The sequence below is a fragment of the Rhizobium grahamii CCGE 502 genome, from assembly GCF_000298315.2.
GTDB classification, from domain to species: Bacteria; Pseudomonadota; Alphaproteobacteria; order Rhizobiales; family Rhizobiaceae; genus Rhizobium; species Rhizobium grahamii.
In genome coordinates this window covers 16,169-32,440 of the sequence record NZ_AEYE02000038.1, presented here as the reverse complement: position 1 = coordinate 32,440, position 16,272 = coordinate 16,169, and the positions used below count along the sequence as shown (strand labels likewise).

Annotated in this window: 15 protein-coding genes and 3 pseudogenes; 11 read left to right on the top strand and 7 right to left on the bottom strand. The window is 57.6% G+C overall.

Features of this window, described 5'->3' with window-relative positions; genetic code table 11:
• Positions 1–11: 11 nt before the first annotated feature.
• From RGCCGE502_RS32330 to nifW, 3 genes are all read right to left on the bottom strand, one after another.
• A complete protein-coding gene (locus tag RGCCGE502_RS32330; RefSeq protein WP_040676168.1) occupies positions 12–1,121 on the bottom strand; it encodes an electron transfer flavoprotein subunit alpha/FixB family protein in 1,110 nt (369 codons plus the stop codon).
• A gap of 15 nt (positions 1,122–1,136) precedes the next feature.
• Positions 1,137–1,988 (bottom strand): electron transfer flavoprotein subunit beta/FixA family protein, encoded by an 852-nt coding sequence (locus tag RGCCGE502_RS32325; RefSeq protein ID WP_016558440.1) that lies wholly within the window; start codon positions 1,986–1,988, stop codon positions 1,137–1,139.
• A 184-nt stretch (positions 1,989–2,172) separates the two neighbouring features.
• Complete coding sequence (gene nifW / locus RGCCGE502_RS32320; RefSeq protein WP_016558439.1) at positions 2,173–2,556, bottom strand: nitrogenase stabilizing/protective protein NifW; 384 nt, start codon at positions 2,554–2,556, stop codon at positions 2,173–2,175.
• Positions 2,557–2,646: 90 nt separating this feature from the next.
• Between nifW and RGCCGE502_RS37645 the strand changes: the two genes are divergently transcribed.
• Positions 2,647–2,802: a hypothetical protein gene (locus RGCCGE502_RS37645; protein WP_019280570.1), complete on the top strand. Its 156-nt coding sequence runs from the start codon at positions 2,647–2,649 to the stop codon at positions 2,800–2,802.
• Between the two features lie 136 nt (positions 2,803–2,938).
• Here the strand turns inward: RGCCGE502_RS37645 and nifS are convergent, their stop codons facing one another.
• From nifS to RGCCGE502_RS32305, 3 genes and pseudogenes are all read right to left on the bottom strand, one after another.
• On the bottom strand, positions 2,939–4,105 hold the full coding sequence (gene nifS, locus RGCCGE502_RS32315; RefSeq protein ID WP_016558438.1) for a cysteine desulfurase NifS: 1,167 nt from the start codon (positions 4,103–4,105) through the stop codon (positions 2,939–2,941).
• Between the two features lie 313 nt (positions 4,106–4,418).
• Positions 4,419–4,682, bottom strand: coding sequence for a hypothetical protein (locus RGCCGE502_RS32310; RefSeq protein ID WP_016558437.1), 264 nt, complete (start codon positions 4,680–4,682; stop codon positions 4,419–4,421).
• A gap of 22 nt (positions 4,683–4,704) precedes the next feature.
• Positions 4,705–5,025: pseudogene (locus RGCCGE502_RS32305) on the bottom strand (HesB/IscA family protein).
• A 361-nt stretch (positions 5,026–5,386) separates the two neighbouring features.
• Between RGCCGE502_RS32305 and RGCCGE502_RS32300 the strand changes: the two are divergent.
• A complete protein-coding gene (locus tag RGCCGE502_RS32300) occupies positions 5,387–6,016 on the top strand; it encodes a nitrogen fixation protein NifQ (protein ID WP_141652461.1) in 630 nt (209 codons plus the stop codon).
• Between the two features lie 116 nt (positions 6,017–6,132).
• Here RGCCGE502_RS32300 and RGCCGE502_RS36090 read toward each other — a convergent pair.
• A pseudogene (locus RGCCGE502_RS36090) lies at positions 6,133–6,529 on the bottom strand (RNA polymerase factor sigma-54); the annotation flags it as partial.
• A 476-nt stretch (positions 6,530–7,005) separates the two neighbouring features.
• Between RGCCGE502_RS36090 and RGCCGE502_RS32295 the strand changes: the two are divergent.
• The 9 genes and pseudogenes from RGCCGE502_RS32295 to nifH all read left to right on the top strand — a co-directional run bounded on the left by RGCCGE502_RS32295 (position 7,006) and on the right by nifH (position 16,264).
• The gene (locus RGCCGE502_RS32295) at positions 7,006–8,184 is read left to right on the top strand and encodes a cytochrome P450 (protein WP_051158765.1); all 1,179 of its coding nucleotides are present in this window, start codon (positions 7,006–7,008) and stop codon (positions 8,182–8,184) included.
• Positions 8,185–8,219: 35 nt separating this feature from the next.
• Entirely contained in the window at positions 8,220–8,462 is a 243-nt protein-coding gene (locus RGCCGE502_RS32290) for a ferredoxin (RefSeq protein WP_016558433.1), read from the top strand.
• 224 nt (positions 8,463–8,686) lie between these two features.
• Positions 8,687–9,229: a nuclear transport factor 2 family protein gene (locus RGCCGE502_RS32285; protein WP_016558432.1), complete on the top strand. Its 543-nt coding sequence runs from the start codon at positions 8,687–8,689 to the stop codon at positions 9,227–9,229.
• A 124-nt stretch (positions 9,230–9,353) separates the two neighbouring features.
• Positions 9,354–10,344: pseudogene (locus tag RGCCGE502_RS32280) on the top strand (SDR family oxidoreductase).
• 23 nt (positions 10,345–10,367) lie between these two features.
• A complete protein-coding gene (locus RGCCGE502_RS32275) occupies positions 10,368–11,456 on the top strand; it encodes an LLM class flavin-dependent oxidoreductase (protein ID WP_016558430.1) in 1,089 nt (362 codons plus the stop codon).
• A gap of 582 nt (positions 11,457–12,038) precedes the next feature.
• Positions 12,039–13,130 (top strand): IS5 family transposase, encoded by a 1,092-nt coding sequence (locus RGCCGE502_RS32265; protein ID WP_016558428.1) that lies wholly within the window; start codon positions 12,039–12,041, stop codon positions 13,128–13,130.
• The gene (locus tag RGCCGE502_RS32260; RefSeq protein ID WP_016558427.1) at positions 13,127–13,474 is read left to right on the top strand and encodes a hypothetical protein; all 348 of its coding nucleotides are present in this window, start codon (positions 13,127–13,129) and stop codon (positions 13,472–13,474) included. Before RGCCGE502_RS32265 ends, RGCCGE502_RS32260 begins: the two co-directional genes overlap by 4 nt.
• A gap of 594 nt (positions 13,475–14,068) precedes the next feature.
• Positions 14,069–14,353, top strand: coding sequence for a hypothetical protein (locus RGCCGE502_RS39030; RefSeq protein ID WP_341875060.1), 285 nt, complete (start codon positions 14,069–14,071; stop codon positions 14,351–14,353).
• Positions 14,354–15,370: 1,017 nt separating this feature from the next.
• Positions 15,371–16,264, top strand: a complete 894-nt coding sequence (gene nifH / locus RGCCGE502_RS32250) for a nitrogenase iron protein (protein ID WP_016558425.1) — start codon at positions 15,371–15,373, stop codon at positions 16,262–16,264.
• Positions 16,265–16,272 lie beyond the last annotated feature (8 nt).

Sequence of the window (16,272 nt, the reverse complement as noted above, 5' to 3'; positions counted from 1 at the left end):
GCCGTGCCCCCTCAGTTTGCAAGCTTTTCGCGACTGTGCGGCGACAGCCGATGGGTGAAGAGTTCCGTCAATGACGGCAGGAAACGGATCGCATCGGTGACGGCGCCGATGTGCGCGAAATCGAAGATCGGCGCGTTGCGGTCGGTGTTGATCGCTACAATGAGATCAGCTCCTTCGACGCCAACGCGATGCTGGATGGCGCCGGAAATGCCGGCCGCTATGTAGAGCTTCGGCCTGATAGTTTTGCCAGTCTGCCCGATCTGCCGATCAGCCGGCATCCAGCCCTTCTGGACCAGAGGGCGCGAACAGCCATAATCGGCCCCGATCGCCCGCGCGAGATTCTTCACGAGCTTCAGGTTCTCCGCCGCGCCGAGACCGAGGCCTCCGGCAACCACGACATCGGCATAGGCGAGATTGGCCTTTGCCGACTGACCGTCGGACATGAAGCCGAGGACTTTGGTGACGATCTCTTCCTCGACCATCGGCACGTCGTGTTGAATGACACGCCCGACCTGGTTATTCCCGCGCTGCGGCATTGCCATGACCCTCGGCCGCACCGTTGCCATCTGCGGTCGGCAGTTGAGTGTGTAGATTGTGCATAGCAGGGAGCCGCCGAAGGTCGGCCGGGTCGCCGCAAGGGAGCCGTCCGCATCCACATCGAGTTCGGTGCAGTCGGCCGTGAGCCCTGTCAACAAGGTCGTCGCCACGGAACCGGCAAGGTCGCGGCCGAGCGTCGTCGCCCCTAAAAGCAGAATCTCGGGTTTGTGGGTAACAACGAGATCCGTCAATGCTTTGGTGAAAGGCTCGTTCCGATAGTCGGTGAGCAGTGGGGTCTCGACGATGTAGGCAAGGTCGGCGCCATAAGCAAAGGCCTCGGCGATGGCAAACCAGGTGGCCTCTCCCGGCGGTCCGAGAACGACGGCGGCTAGCTGGACGCCCAGCTTGTCGGCGAGCTTGCGGCCTTCGCCGAGCAACTCGAAGGAGACGGGATGGACCTGGCCGCGCTCCAGCTCGATAAAGACCCAAACGTGCCGATAGGCCTTAAATTGCTCGGGCAGCTCCTTCTTCATGCCGGCGCGGCCAGCGGCTGGAGGAGGGGTTTCTCGATTCGTGCTCAATATCGTCGCTCCTTGCCTTCACGCCTCGCCGTTGAAGGCAAGTTCGTCTTCTAGCGCCGGCTGGCGCGAGAAGATCCCGGCGATCAACTCATCCGCGAGATCGCGCGGCGTCTTTTCGGTGGTGTCGATTTGCTCCGCCTTTTCCACCCGCTCAGGAGGTGCAAAGACTCGCTTGACGACGGTTGGCGAGCCACGCAGGCCGCATTTGGTGAGGTCCTCAATGCCAGCGTCGGCAGCACTCCACTTTACGATCTCGCTGCGCGCGGCGCGCAGCGCGTCGTCGAGCGAACCGCGGCGGATCTCGTTGGTGCCTTCCAGCATGGTAACGAGGCAAGGGAGCTTGCTCTTCAGCTTCTGCATGCCACCTTCCGAGCGACGCTCCACCATGATCTCACGCGCATTGAGATCAATAGAAGCGATCTTCGCGACATAGGTGAGCTGCAGCAGGTCGAGGCGCTTGGCGATGCCAGGCCCGACTTGGGCGGTGTCGCCGTCGATCGTCTGCTTGCCCGTGAAGACGATGTCAGGCGTGCCGAAGGTCTCTCCGATTTTCGCGATTGCTTGAGATAGAGCGAATGAGGTTGCAAGAGTGTCAGAGCCGGCAAAATGGCGGTCCGTCAGGAGTACGGCGCGATCCGCGCCGTAGGTGAGCGCCTTGCGCAACGCGTCCTCTGCCATGGGCGGCCCCATAGTGAGCACGGTGACCTCTCCGCCATGAGAGTCGCGCAATTCAAGGGCTTCCTCCAAGGCGAACAGATCATAGGGGTTGATGATGGTTGGCACACCCTGACGCATGATTGTGTTCGTCACCGGATGGACACGTATCTGTGCGGAATCCGGCACCTGCTTGATACAGATTACGATGTGCATGGCGATTTCTTACTCCCTCCCTATATGGATGGCGGGCTTGGCACTTCATATCCTTGCAAGCATCATAAGTGCCAATTACGTTGCATTCCCCTATCGCTTTGAAACGCAAGCGTTTTTAAGTCTTGCGGCCGTATGGCTGGATTTGCCTACTTCTCGACATTGTCGTGTCGCAACAGTGACACGCTCATTCCTTCTCGAACGGCATCAGGAAGGAGTCCAACGGGACGAAGGTGCGGCCCGGTGTGGCGGGGTTGTCCGGATCGTGGTCCTTGAGCACCTTGAAGACCCGGTGCGTGAGCGGCGGGGAAGTCGCGAAATCATCGTAGGCGCGTTCCAGCATGGCGCCTGCGCGGGCAGCGATCACCCGGTCGGGGAGATCGGAGAAGTCCTCTGAAGCTAGGTACTGCCCCATGCGCTTCATGATATGGAGTCGTGAGACATCAAGAACTTTCGGGTCATAGGAGACCCAAAGGACTGCGAAGAACTCCTCCGCAGCCGACAGGCGCTTCAGCCGCTCGAGGATGTTGTTGACATTGATGGGATTGCAGTTAGCGGAGCAACGGCACATTGGATTCTCCCTGGTCGTGAGCGGTGATCTCGAGACCATTCGCCGCTAGCTGCCGCTGCAACCTGCGAAATGCGCTGTTCGAGGAATGAGATGCGGTCGAAGGTAAGGCAGCCGCGTCGGCACTGGATCGCGTATTGGCAGGTGGTTGAGATCGATCCACCGATGCACCGACTTGCCCATTACGGTGACACGGCGCGGGACGTCCTCGATGACCACTGCATTGGCGATGACACGGCAATCGACTGAACGAGCCCCGGCTTTTTTGCCGCAGTGAATATGACGCCGGGCGACTGCTCGCCGTCTCGCAGGTCGTATCGTTGAGAAAGACTTGTCGTTTCATTAGCGCCTGCTCTTCTCCTCCGCAGGGACCGGATTGCAGGTTTTAGCCACGTGGCAGAGACCGGGAACCGTCCCGTAGTTTCTCCACGATGCCAGTTATAACTTCGAGAACCCGGTCGACATCCTCGTCACAGCTATCGCGTGAGAATGAGAAGCGGATTGTCGCGTGTGCCACAGCATGAGGGATGTCCATCGCCCTTAAGACATGGCTCGGCTCCAGCGAACCGGAGGTACAGGCAGAGCCGGAAGAGCAGGCAATGCCGTAACGATTGAGAAGAAGAAGCACACCCTCGCCTTCGACATGTTGGAAGGCGATGTTTGCCGTGTTCGGCAACCGCTCCAGCCGATCGCCGGTAACGAAGGAGTCTGGAACACGCTGGAGAACGCCTTTCTCCAGGCGGTCTCGAAGCGACTTCAACCGTATGCTCTCGTCGTCCATGAATTTCAACGCGAGCTCGGCAGCCTTACCTAAACCTACAATGCCGGGCGTATTCGCTGTACCCGCGCGTCGGCCGCGCTCCTGATGGCCCCCCTTAATCAGCGACGAGAAGGGCACGCCCCGTCTGAGATAGAGTGCGCCGACACCCTTTGGTCCATGGAACTTGTGTCCGGATAGCGACAGCATGTCGATTGCACTCGATTGCAGGTCAATCGGAACCTTGCCGACTGCCTGGACCGCGTCCGTGTGGAAAAGTGCGCCGATTTTCTTGGCCATCTCGGCAAGCATAACCACAGGGAAAATCGTACCCGTTTCATTGTTCGCCCACATGATCGAAACGATTGCCACGCGATGAGTGAGCGCGGTCCCGTAGGCCTCAAGATCGAGTCGGCCATGGCGATCCACTGGGATCCTGTGCACCTTGACGCCGCGCGCCTTCTCAAGATGCGCGCAGAGCGACAGCACGGCTGGATGCTCGACTACGGACGTCACGATCTCGGTGCGGTCGGGCATCACCTCGAGCGCCGAAAGGATCGCTGCATTGTCGCTTTCCGTCCCGCCTGAGGTGAACGCGATCTCATCATCGAACTCCGCGCCGATCAGTGCCTGCAACTGCCGGCGCGCCTTCCTCACTGCCACGCCGACGGCGGAGCCAAAAGCGTGCGTCGACGAAGGATTTCCGAATTGATCCGTAAAGAGCGGCAGCATGGCTTCAACCACTTCAGGATCGACCCGTGTCGTTGCATTGTTGTCGAGATAGATAGATTTCATGGTTGCAATCTCGGCGGATGAGAACGACGCAAAGGGCTAAGTGCTCGGTGGTTTCGTTGAGGATCGATTAATAGTGACCAAGGCGAGCAGACCACGGGTCCAGGCGCAGGCCGGTTTGACGGAGCCTGATCGCGGTTGTCGTGGACAAGGTCGCAGTCTCCGCCGTCAGCGCGCAGGTGAGAACGCCTGCCCTCGGCATCGGTTCCATTCAGTCTAATTCGCTGCAGCATCATTATTTGCCGGACCTTCCCGCTGAGACCCGAACTGTTTCGGGCGGCGCCGTTGTACGAACCCCAGGAAACGATTGCTGCTTTCACAGCGGCTCCGACCGCGCCGTGCTCTTGAGCGCGCGGACCTTTTTTGTGCCGGTCGGGAAGGCCTCCTCTTTCTTGATGTGGCCTTCGTTGACCAACGCTGCGTGAAGACCGACAACCACTGCTTCGATGGCTTTGAAGCATGTGACCTGGCTGCGAGGCTTGGCGTCCTCAGTGACCCGCTCAATCGTGGTGAACTTGTTGATAAGGGCATCCCTCTGATGGAAAAACTGTTCCATGACCTTTTCGCTATAATTCAGCATAGCCCTTCCTCAGATCCGATGATCAGCCGAAGGACTTGCCGCAAGCGCATCTCTCCCCCGCGTTGGGATTGTCGAAGACAAAGCCGGAGGATTCGAGCCCCGTGACGAAGTCGATGGTCATGCCGGCCACATGTCATTGCGAACCTAAGTCCACGAACACCTTGACCCCATCGGTTTCGACGACCGCGTCGCCCTCGCGCGCGGAGCTCTCCAGCCCCACCACGTATTTGAAGCCGGCGCAGCCGCCGGTCTCGACCATGATGCGAAAACCTTCCACCTGTGCGGCGGCTTGGGAAAGCGCAGAGTTCATGACGGTGAGGGCATTTTCGGTGAGCGTGATCATGCGATGATTTCTCCTTAGTCGATGGCGCGGTCGCGGATGACCGTGCATGTACCGTGCCAAAGAGAGAAGACATTCTGGAGCAGGAGGAACTACTGTCGGCCTTGTCCATTAGGCGACCTCTGGTATTTGGCCTCGGCTTTTCCCGCTGGTTTTAACCTAGGTCGTTGGGAAAATTGAATAAATTGTTCCGCTTCCTAAAGCCTCGTTTGCGAGCTGGCACAATTTTTGAATCGCCCTCGTCACGAAGCGGCAGGAGCCGACCGATTGACATCGACCAATGGAACGAAGGAATGAAAGCGCAATGTCAGATATGCCTCGGATGCGCGGTTTTTGGAAAAAGGGCATCCCCCATGGAGTCCGAATGTCCTACCAGCACAATCGGCGACGACACCAATCGCGCAGCACCGGGCGATTGCCGCGGATGGACGTGGAGGTGGATTTCGATGAATATGTGCTTGCCTGTGTCTTTTCACGCGCGCTGGAGGAAATCGATGCTGGCGAGGCGACGGCGACCGAGGCAACCGGCCTTTCGAGTGCCGATTTGCACGATATCCTAACCCGCCTTTTCCCCGCAAGGCTTGCCCTGGCCTTCTCCCTAGAAAAGGTGAGCGATCCCGCGCTAGGCCTTGAGGAAGAACTTCTGCGCGGCATGCTGCTGGCGCATGCCCGCGCCGACGACATTACGAGCGCCCGCTTTGCCAAGATCATCGCCCGGCGTGCTTTACGCAACGACCATCTCTGGCAGGACCTCGGCCTCTCCAACCAGGCCGAGCTCAGCCGCTTGCTTGCCACACATTTTCCGAAGCTGGCGGCCGGTAATACCCAAAAGATGAGATGGAAGAAGTACCTCTACCGCAAGCTCTGCGAGGCTGAAGGTTTTTCACTGTGTACCGCGCCCAGTTGCCCGGAGTGCAATGATTTGAAAGACTGCTTCGGCCCAGAGGAAGGCAACAGCCGCCTCGCACTCAAGGAAGGGATCGATTTGGGTTAAGAAAGCTTCCGTCAAAGGTATGAGAGCGTCACGCCTTAGCCGTCATCAACACAAACCGCCGCGCTTCTCCGGGCGGCGTTGCACGGACGAGGGATGTTCATCACCTCGCGATATTATGCGACGGTGCGGCGAGCGATGGGATGCCGGTTTCCTTGAGCCGGACAACGATGCCGTCGTCGGAAAGCACATCGTCGAACGTTTCTGGGGCAATCATCGCCTTTATGTGATGGCGGACAGCTTCGGCGGAGAGCGCCTCGCCAGGGGATCGCGACTGCGAACAAATACTTCAGCTCGAACACACCGCGGGGCGTGAGCATGTATTTATTCCACGTCACCCGGCTCACAGTCGACTCGTGCATGTTGATCGCGTCGGCGATGGTTATTAAGATTGAGAACGAAGATGGGCGATGCCATCTTCCAGAAAAACATCCTGGTGGCGGCGATTCCGGTCGCTGCCTTAAGAATCGTCGTGGCGCGCTGATCGAGACCGCGAACCAAACAACTCGCGTTTCTGTGAGGGCACATTTTAGTGGTCTCAAACGCGCGTCATCTTTTGTCCGATTTGTCGGGCACGCGACACAGGCTAGCACAGCCAATCTCTTTGTTTCGCCTCAGGCTAAATACCTGGAAACAATCGCAAAATTGGTATCTCGGCTCGATGAGTCAAATTGGCACGAGTTTTGAGTCAAGGCTGCGAGTGTTGTCGATCTATTCACTTCGCCAGTGACCGCTCCGGATGAGAACGAAGGAAAGTAACAATTCAGGTCTGCGTCACATCGTATCTATCGGTGGGATGTAAAACCCGTGGAACACGAGTGTCGATCGCTTGGCCAGCGACCAAGCCACGCTCTTCACCGAGAATGTCGTATCCCGGCGAGGGGCTTACAATATTGTCGGGTGAGCAACGCGCCGCGCAGCCTGGTGGGTGGTTTGCTGACAGGAGAAACCTAGTGGTGAGCAACGCAGTTCCGGATCATGTCCCGCCCGAAATGGTAAGGGACTTCAGCCTGTTCACGTCTCCTGCTATGCAACGCATCAAAAATGGGGATCCGCATTCAGCTGTCGCTTGCGTCCATAACGGGCCGCCGATCTTTTATTCCCCCTGCAACACACGCGATGGCCGAGGTACCTGGGTCATCACTCGTGCCCAAGATCAGCGTAGGTTGCTGCAAGACACCGCAACCTTTTCCAGCCATCGCAGCCTTTTCGCTTCCGCGCTCGGCGAAAATTGGCCGTTGATCCCGCTTGAACTCGACCCCCCTGCGCACGGCCTGTTTCGCTCACTCCTCAATCCGCTGCTTTCGCCCAAGCGGGTGATGGCACTGGAACCGGCTGTGCGTGAGCGCGCGGTCGCGCTGATCGACACGATCTCCGCGTCGAGCACAAGTTGCGACGTGATGAAGGATTTAGCCTTTCCTTTTGCGGTCAGCATCTTCCTTCGTTTTCTGGGCTTATCCGGTGGGCGACTCGACACATTTGTCGGCTGGGGAAAGGATCTGCTCCACGGCGACGGCATCAAACGAACAGCAGCCGCCCGCACAATTCTGGCGTTTATCGACGAACTTGCAGCCATGCGCCGCAAGGTACCAGCCGACGATTTCATGACCTTCGTCGTGCAGGCAAAGGTCGATGGCCGCCCGCTGAGAGACGAGGAAATCCGCGGCATTGGCGTGCTTCTGTTCGTCGCGGGACTCGACACAGTCGCAACGGCGATAGGCTTTGACCTGTCCTATCTCGCGCGCAATCCCAAAGACCAGGAATTGCTGCGGAGTGAACCGGGTCGAATCGTGCTCGCAGCCGAAGAATTGCTGCGCGCCTATTCGACCGTGCAGATGATCCGCGTAGCAACGAAAGATATCGATTTCGAAGGCGCGCCGATCCGTAAGGGAGACTATATTTCCTGCGCCACGATGATTGCGAATCGTGACCCCGCGGAATTCAAATGTCCCAACACGATCGATTTGGCGCGAGAAGACAATCGCCACACCGCTTTTGCCTACGGTCCCCATCGTTGTCTTGGCTCGCACCTTGCCCGGCGGGAGATCGTCATTTGCCTGGAGGAGTGGCTGTCTCGCATCCCCGACTTCCGTATTAAGGAAGGTACCGCGCCTATCACCTATGGCGGTCATGTGTTCGGAATCGAGAATCTAATCCTGGACTGGTCCTGACCATTGGCGCCGGGACACAGATATAGAGGTACCGCATGCGCATCATCGTCCACAATGCCAAATGCCAAGGTCATGCTCGATGCTGGGCGCAAGCGCCCGACATCTTCAACCTTAATGACGAGGGCTACATACTGCCCGGCGATATCGATGTTGAGGAGAAAGACGAACTGCTCGCGTCACGAGGCGCTCGATCCTGCCCCGAACGTGCGCTGGAAATCGATTGCAGCTCCGATGTATTGCTTGATCGCCTTTTGTTCAATCAACACTGTGGGAGTTAAATTGAACGTCACAGGTATATGTCGGCGCTGGTCTCTGTCCAGACACCGTACCCGTTCAGCTGCCCCAGTCGGTCAACTTCTACGGCAGCTGTTTGGCATGCATGCCCAAGCGACAGGAGGGTTTGCCTTCAGTGCGACTGCGTAAACCGACGAACAGTCGAGACCTCGGGTGCGCAACCGGATGCGCGAAATGCCTCTCCCATTCTCAGATTTGCGACAAAGCGATGAAGCACAAGAAAATTACCCAATTGCTCGACCGCGAGGCGATCCGCGACTGTCTCTATCGGTACTGCCGCGGGATAGACCGCGCGGATGAAGCGGCGCTACGCGGTTCCTACTGGCCCGATGCGCATGACAGCCACGGGGCCTATTCAGGCTCGGCAGAGGGCTTCGTTGAGTTTGCGATGGGCGTCTTCAAGACCGGACCGCGCAACATCCATCAGATCACAAACATTTTGATTGAGTTCATTAGCCCGGCAGAGGCCGCTGTCGAGAGCTACTTCGCCGCACTGCAACGCGCCCCGGACGGTGTCGGGACGCTACGTCAGGTCCTCATCTGCGGTCGTTATTGTGATCTATTTCAGAAGAGGGGAGGGGACTGGCGAATTGCCGAACGCACGGTGGTCTATGATTTGGTCGAGGAACAGAGCCTGTCCGCGGCATCCGAGAAGGAGCGGTTCGGCCCCCGGCAGCCGATCGGAGGATCGCATCCAGATGACCCGGTCTACACTCTGGGCAAGCGCTGCATAAATGAAAGTGAGGCTTAATCGACGGCACGCACAATTCTACTGAAACGGAAACTCCTTGCCAGCACGACGTGCTGCAGTAGCGCGACGGATCATTAGGATCCATGGCCTGAGGTTGCCAACGCTGGTCAGTAGAACGTATCTCATGAAACAAGCAGGACAATCGTCATCATCACAGGCGCCCCAAGCGGGATCGGTCCTGCTCTGGTCGATGTCCTTGCCGCTGATGGAATATTGTCGTCGCTGTGGACCTCCTGGCGGCGGAGTGCTTGAGCCTGACCCGCGGGCTCGGCGACCCGCATCCGGGCCTTGAGTTCGATGTCTCGCGAGAGGAGTTACTTGCGCTTTATGAACGGATCGAAGCACAATTCGGCCAAGCTGGCGTGCTCGTCAACAACGCCGCCATAGAGCCTACTATGGCTGCGACCTTTGACACGACTATCGACGCCTTCCGACGCGTCTTGGCTGTAAACCTGATCGGGCCCCTCTCAATGGCCCGCGAAGCAGCTCTACGGATAAAGCCAGGCGCTTTCATCGTCAACGTCGCCACGCTGGCGGGCGTGCTCGGCAATCCCAAACGCAACGCCTACGCCGCCTCGAAAGCGATATCGTTCACGAAATCGCTAGCATGCGAGTTGGCGTCGCGCGGCATTCGCGTAGCCGCGGTAGCACTGGGCTACATACGCACGCCGATGGTCTCGGAACTTGAACGCGCGGGCAAGATAGACCTCGCCCCGGTGCGCCCGCGCGTGCCGATGGGACACATGGCGCGTCGCTCCTGGCTACATCCACACGCCTGGTGTTGCTCAGTTGGTGAAGCTCGGCCACATCGACTGGACATCAATCAGACGGCGCATCCCGATGGAAAGCTGGGACAGCCGGAAGAGGTCGCTGATACAGCGTTTTTCCTGGCATCGACTGACGCATCATACGTCAACGGCTCAACCCTGTACGTGTACGGTGGTTGGACCTCGCCCGGGGCTGCGGGATTAGCCTACGAACACAGAAGATTTAACGGAGGCCGCAGAATGATTTCGACTGTCTTCCACGTGACTGGCTGCGGCTCATCGGGGCCAATAATTTCAAAGGCGAACAGATCCAGCTGCTACCAAGGCTGGCGCACCCGTGACCGCTAATCTGCCGTAAACAAGGAAACACCATGGAATTCGCGACATTCCTCTTGGCCGCTCGGCGCGGCTATCATCAATCGTCCCACGAGGTCATCCGCAACTCCATCGAACAGGCAGTCCTTTCGGAGCAGGCTGGCTTCAACACCGCATGGTTCGCCGAGCACCACTTCAACAATTATAGCCTAATTCCGTCGCCCTTGATGATGGTGGCGCACTGCGCCGCCCTGACAAGCACTATTCGCCTCGGCACCGCGGTCTGTGTGCTGCCGCTCTATCAACCGCTTCGCCTGCTCTCCGAGATCGGATTGGCCGATATTGTTTCGAACGGCCGGCTCGAGCTCGGCGTCGGCTCGGGATATCAGCAGTTCGAGTTCGAGCGCTTTGGCGTCAATATCAATGAGGCGCCGTCTGTCTTTTCGGAATATCTGGACATCCTTCTCAAGGGTCTCAATCAGAGAATCTTCGAGCACGACGGGCGGTATAAAAAGATACCTCCAACATCGATTTCGGTGCGCACAGCCCAGGAGCCAACACTGCCAATCTGGATCGCGACAGCGTCCGGATACAGCATGGGTCGAGCTTATCGTGAGGGACACAATCTCTTCGTCACAGCATTCCACGACGGCTTGGACACTTTGAGCACGCTGCGTGAAAGCATCGAGAAAGCAGCAGTTTCAAAAGGTAAGAATGTTACGGACGCCAAGATATCGCTGCTGCGCTGCTGCTATGCCAGCGACGAGGAGGAGGAGATCAACAGCTATCTCGATAATGCCCGCTTCCAACGCCGGTTGTCCGAAGCCCTGCTTTTGCGCCGCCAGCAAAGCCTAGATGGCTATCTGCTGCATGAAACGCCGACGCAGCGGGACCTGTCCTTCGAGACGATGCGCGAAAACCTGCCGATCGGTAGCGTGAATCATGTGATCGATCGGCTGTTGGAAGAGATAGACATCCTGAAACCGAACCAGATCGCTATTCAGACCCAATTGGGAGATTTCGACCAGAAAACGATGCTGCGGCAAATCGAGCTCTGGGGAGATAAGATCATCCCGGAGGTCAACAAGTCGCTGGGTCATGGGCCCGAAGTGACAGAATTGCCGCCTGCTCGGACGACGGAGTGATTTTCGATCCGAAGTAGTTCGGATCTTCACCGAAATAGACCTCGCCCGACGCTAAATGCCCGATAACGATCCATGGCTCGAAGACATTGATGGCGAGAAGGCCATTCTCTGGTTCGCCAATCAATCGGCGAGAAGTCTGGCAAACTTCGGCGGGCCGCGGCTCGAGGGGCGACTCCGAGACGCTTGGCAGCGACTTTTGACCGGTCAAGGTCCCTCTGATTACCTGCCGCGGTATATCTCTGCAGTTTCTGGCGGGATCCCGAGAGGCAGCTTGTGGCACAGAACAACGCTCGCCGCTTACATGACGACAGAGCCGTCATGTGACTATCGCGTCGTGCGACGCGGTAGGGCATCGCGAATTGGATTTCGGGTCGCGATGCTCCTCACCGATATCATTCTCCCGGAGGCCAGCGCTATAGCGCTCGACGTGGACTGACCGGTAATTGATTACACCGACAATGCAAATCATGCGTGGCCGCTATGTGGGCCTTTTCCAGCTTTCTAGCAGGCTGTTGAAAAAGGGCCCTAGCGCATCGGCTCTTGTCGTGATTCACTCGCTTTATTGCGATTTGGAGCTGATGGATGCGCGGCGGCGATGTGAGGACAGGCGAACTCTTCAGCTATGTGGATCTTGAGGCTCGTGTTCGAAAAGATCATCCTCTACGGGCCATCCGGCAGATCGTGAACGAAGCGCTCGTTTTATTGGAACAAGATTTTGCCGCGCTTTATTCACCGATCGGGCGACCGTCGATCGCGCCAGAAAAGCTTCTGCGCGCCATGCTTCTGCAAGCCTTCTATTCGATCCGTTCTGAGCGACTTCTGATGGAGCGGTTGGAATACGACCTTCTCTTCCGCTGGTTCGTCGACATCGGCGTTGACGATCCCGCCTGGGACCATTCAGTGTTTTCGAAGAACCGCGACCGGTTGCTTGAGGGTGACATCGCTGTGAAGTTCCTGGGTGCAATCCTTTCCCAGCCCAAGGTAAAGCGGCTGCTGTCCACAGACCATTTCTCTGTCGATGGCACGCTGATCAAAGCCTGGGCGTCGATGAAGAGCTTCAGGCCGAAGGACGGTTCGGACGAACCGCCGTCGGATGGCGGTGGTCGCAACGCGGAAGCAGACTTCCATGGCGAAAAGCGTTCCAACGAGACGCATGCATCAACGACCGATCCGGATGCAAAGCTGTATAGGAAGGGAAAGGGCAAGGAGGCCAAGCTGTCCTTCATGGGGCATGGGTTGATGGAAAACCGCCATGGTCTTCTGGTCAATGCTTACCTGACGGAAGCAACCGGTTACGCCGAACGCATCGCGGCTCTTCACATGATTGAACCCTTCTGCGACCGGCCACAGGCAATCACGCTTGGTGCCGACAAGGCTTATGACACGAAAGACTTCGTCAAAGATTTGCGGTCGATGAAGGTGACGCCCCACGTGGCACAGAACGTCAATGGTCGCCACTCGGCTATCGACGGACGCACGACACGCCATCCCGGCTATGAGGTCAGCCTGCGCATTCGCAAGCGTATCGAACAGGCGTTCGGCTGGATCAAAACCGTCGCGGGGCAGGACAAGACAAAATTCCGCGGTCGCGACAGGGTTGGATGGGCTTTCACCTTCGCGGCAGCGGCCTACAATCTCGTGCGGTTACCGAAGCTGATGGCGGTGTCCTCATGAGTGAGGCGGGTTCAAACTGCAACCTGGTCGGCCGTTGGCGGATTGTAGCGGCAGACATCTGGGATCGGGAATATCTCGACCTGGTCGAGCCGGCGATGATCACCATTCGGCCAGATGACTCCGGAGAAATTGCCTTCGGTGCCATGCAAGCCAGCCTCGACATCGGCTATGGCGCATCATCCGTTTCCTTCACATGGTATGGATCTGACGAGATGGACGAAGTCTCGGGCGACGGTCATGCTGAACTACTCGACGATGGCTCGGTCGAGATTACGTTCGCATACAACAACGGCGACGAGGCCATCCTCAAGGCCAAACCGCAGACTTTTTCAACAGCCTGCTAGATGTAGTTTTCCGCGGCGAGCAACCCGCGCAAGGCCCGCCGCTTGCGCATGCCTCGAGGCCACCCACAAGTGTCATTTCAGCCAGCGCTCAAGCTGCTCGGCGGGTTCCCCTCAGCTTCCAGTTGATCGGCACGCAGGAGGACGCGGCGCAGCCGAGTTGGTCGAATCCGCGACACGATACTGTCCGACCAGCTTGCTGATGCAGCCTCGTTTAAGCCATTGAATAACGCTTTCCATGGCTCTGTGCGCAGCTGGCACGATTTTTGAGTGTCCTCGTGGCGAGGGATAGGAGCTTGGTGTCAGCAAGTGTTCGGCCGAAAACGGTCGAGCGTAATCCGTGCAGGAGTGCTCAATCACAACCGTCTGCCCCTCCGCGAAGCCGCGTCAAAAACATGTTTTCTTGATACGCTCGAAATGTCACCAACTATGACGTGGGCGCTTAAGGAAGAGAGGAAAGGAGCATGAACGACGTTGTACTTTCGGACCTTGAAAAGCGCATTTTTGCTATTGGCGAAGAAGAGCCAATACTGCAACAAAGGCGACTTTGTGCTTGTCCAGGCTGTAAACCTGTGGCGAAGTCGACCCTCGTTTTGAGTGAGGCACCTCGTGAATTACATCAAACCTTTATTAAAGCGTTCTCATCAGGTGTTGGTAGCAGAGGACGGGAGTATCTGCGTCCGAAAGATCCCCGGAAAATCAAAAAAGCTCATCCAGTCTCCTCCGCCTTGGGTTGCCGTTATGATTTCAAAACTCGACGGCGAACATACGATGCCGAGAATACTGCGCGAGCTTAAGGCAGAACAGTATGACGTCACCGGTGGCGACGTGTACGATTTTGTCTCAGCCCTTGCTGGCTGCGGACTCATTGAAGAGAGCTGAGGCCCTCAGTCGGAGACTGAGGGTCAATCAACGAAGAATGGTTGGCCATTGTTCGGTCGCGGCGTTGGAACCGGCGAAGAGGGATTTTCCTGTTGAAGGCGAGCGGGAGCATCGACCGTTCGACCATGTGATATTCGTTCTCGATGCGACCGTCGTCGATGAAGCGGGTGAACCCGGACCCAGCGTGAGATCGCATCGCGGATAGCTTCACAGCGGATGCAAGGTTCTTCTGCTCCCGCGCGGGAAATGGTTTGGCCTCGATATAAGACACGCATTCAGAGCTCAGCTGCGTAAGCAGCGTCTCGGGCGGGCTGGTCAGCTGATTGCCGTCTTTGATCCTCTGTAGCCCGAGTGCCCAAGGCTTGGGCTTGCTCGCCTTCCCCAAAAAGTGGCTGCCGCTGCTGCGGGACGCAATAGGGTCGAGCGACATTTCTTATCTGGCGTACCTTGGCGGACGCGGCTGCTAAGCCGCGGCCATTATCGTCGCGCCTTTCCTCAGCGAGTTCGGGGCCAAGCGGTATCGCGGCAAGTTTGTCGGGCACTTAATAGTTCCTTTTCATTCTGCGGTTCGTGGGCAGCGCCCGAAGAGGCAACGTACCCGATGTCGTCTTTCACCCGAAAAAGACGTTCAGCGCACGATGTGCCTATCAAACTCATGTTCGCATTCGATCTCCCTCGGTGTTTGCGGGATCGTAAGCGCCCCTTTGTCCATTGGGAAGCTTCGATGTGCGAACCCTTGATCTCCTGTCAGTCGTCGTCCTCTCTCCGCGAGATCGACCTATAGCGGTCTTCAGTAGACCGTGTCGACAACCGTCTGTGGGTTTTGTCGGGTCAGCGACATAGGATTGTTTAGCCGAATCTCTTGATATTGGTCACACCTAAGTAGCTGAAAAACTTGCAAAAGATTTATCCGTCGACTCGGTCAACCAGATTGGCACGCGTTTTGAAACTATTCATTGCGAGGCGGGAACTGTCGACCGGCACTCGCGATGGATGGAACGAAGGAAGGAAGGCAATATGTCAGATTTGCGTCAAATCGCATTCTACGGCAAAGGGGGCATCGGCAAGTCCACCACTTCTCAGAATACGCTCGCGGCGCTCGTCGACCTAGGGCAGAAAATCCTCATTGTCGGATGCGATCCCAAAGCCGACTCCACCCGCCTGATCCTGAACGCGAAAGCACAGGACACGGTTCTGCATCTCGCAGCACAGGAAGGTTCGGTGGAAGACCTTGAACTCGAGGACGTGCTCAAGACCGGCTACAAAGGTATCAAGTGCGTTGAGTCCGGCGGTCCGGAGCCGGGCGTCGGCTGCGCCGGCCGCGGCGTCATCACATCGATCAATTTCCTCGAGGAAAACGGCGCTTATGACGATGTCGACTACGTCTCCTATGATGTACTCGGCGATGTGGTGTGCGGCGGCTTCGCGATGCCGATCCGTGAGAACAAGGCTCAGGAGATCTACATCGTCATGTCTGGCGAGATGATGGCGCTCTATGCCGCCAACAACATCGCCAAGGGCATCCTGAAATATGCCCACTCAGGCGGCGTGCGGCTCGGCGGCCTGATCTGTAACGAGCGCCAGACGGATCGCGAGCTCGATCTCTCCGAGGCGCTGGCTGCCAGGCTCAATTCCAAGCTCATCCACTTTGTGCCGCGTGACAATATCGTCCAGCACGCCGAACTCAGGAAGATGACCGTGATCCAGTACGCGCCGGACTCCAAGCAGGCAGGGGAATATCGCGCGCTAGCCGAAAAGATCCATGCCAATTCGGGCCAAGGCACCGTTCCGACTCCGATTACCATGGAGGAACTCGAGGACATGCTGCTTGATTTCGGCATCATGAAGACCGACGAGCAAATGCTTGCCGAACTTCAGGCCAAGGAAGCGACGGTGGCGGCAGCCCAATAACGCCGCTG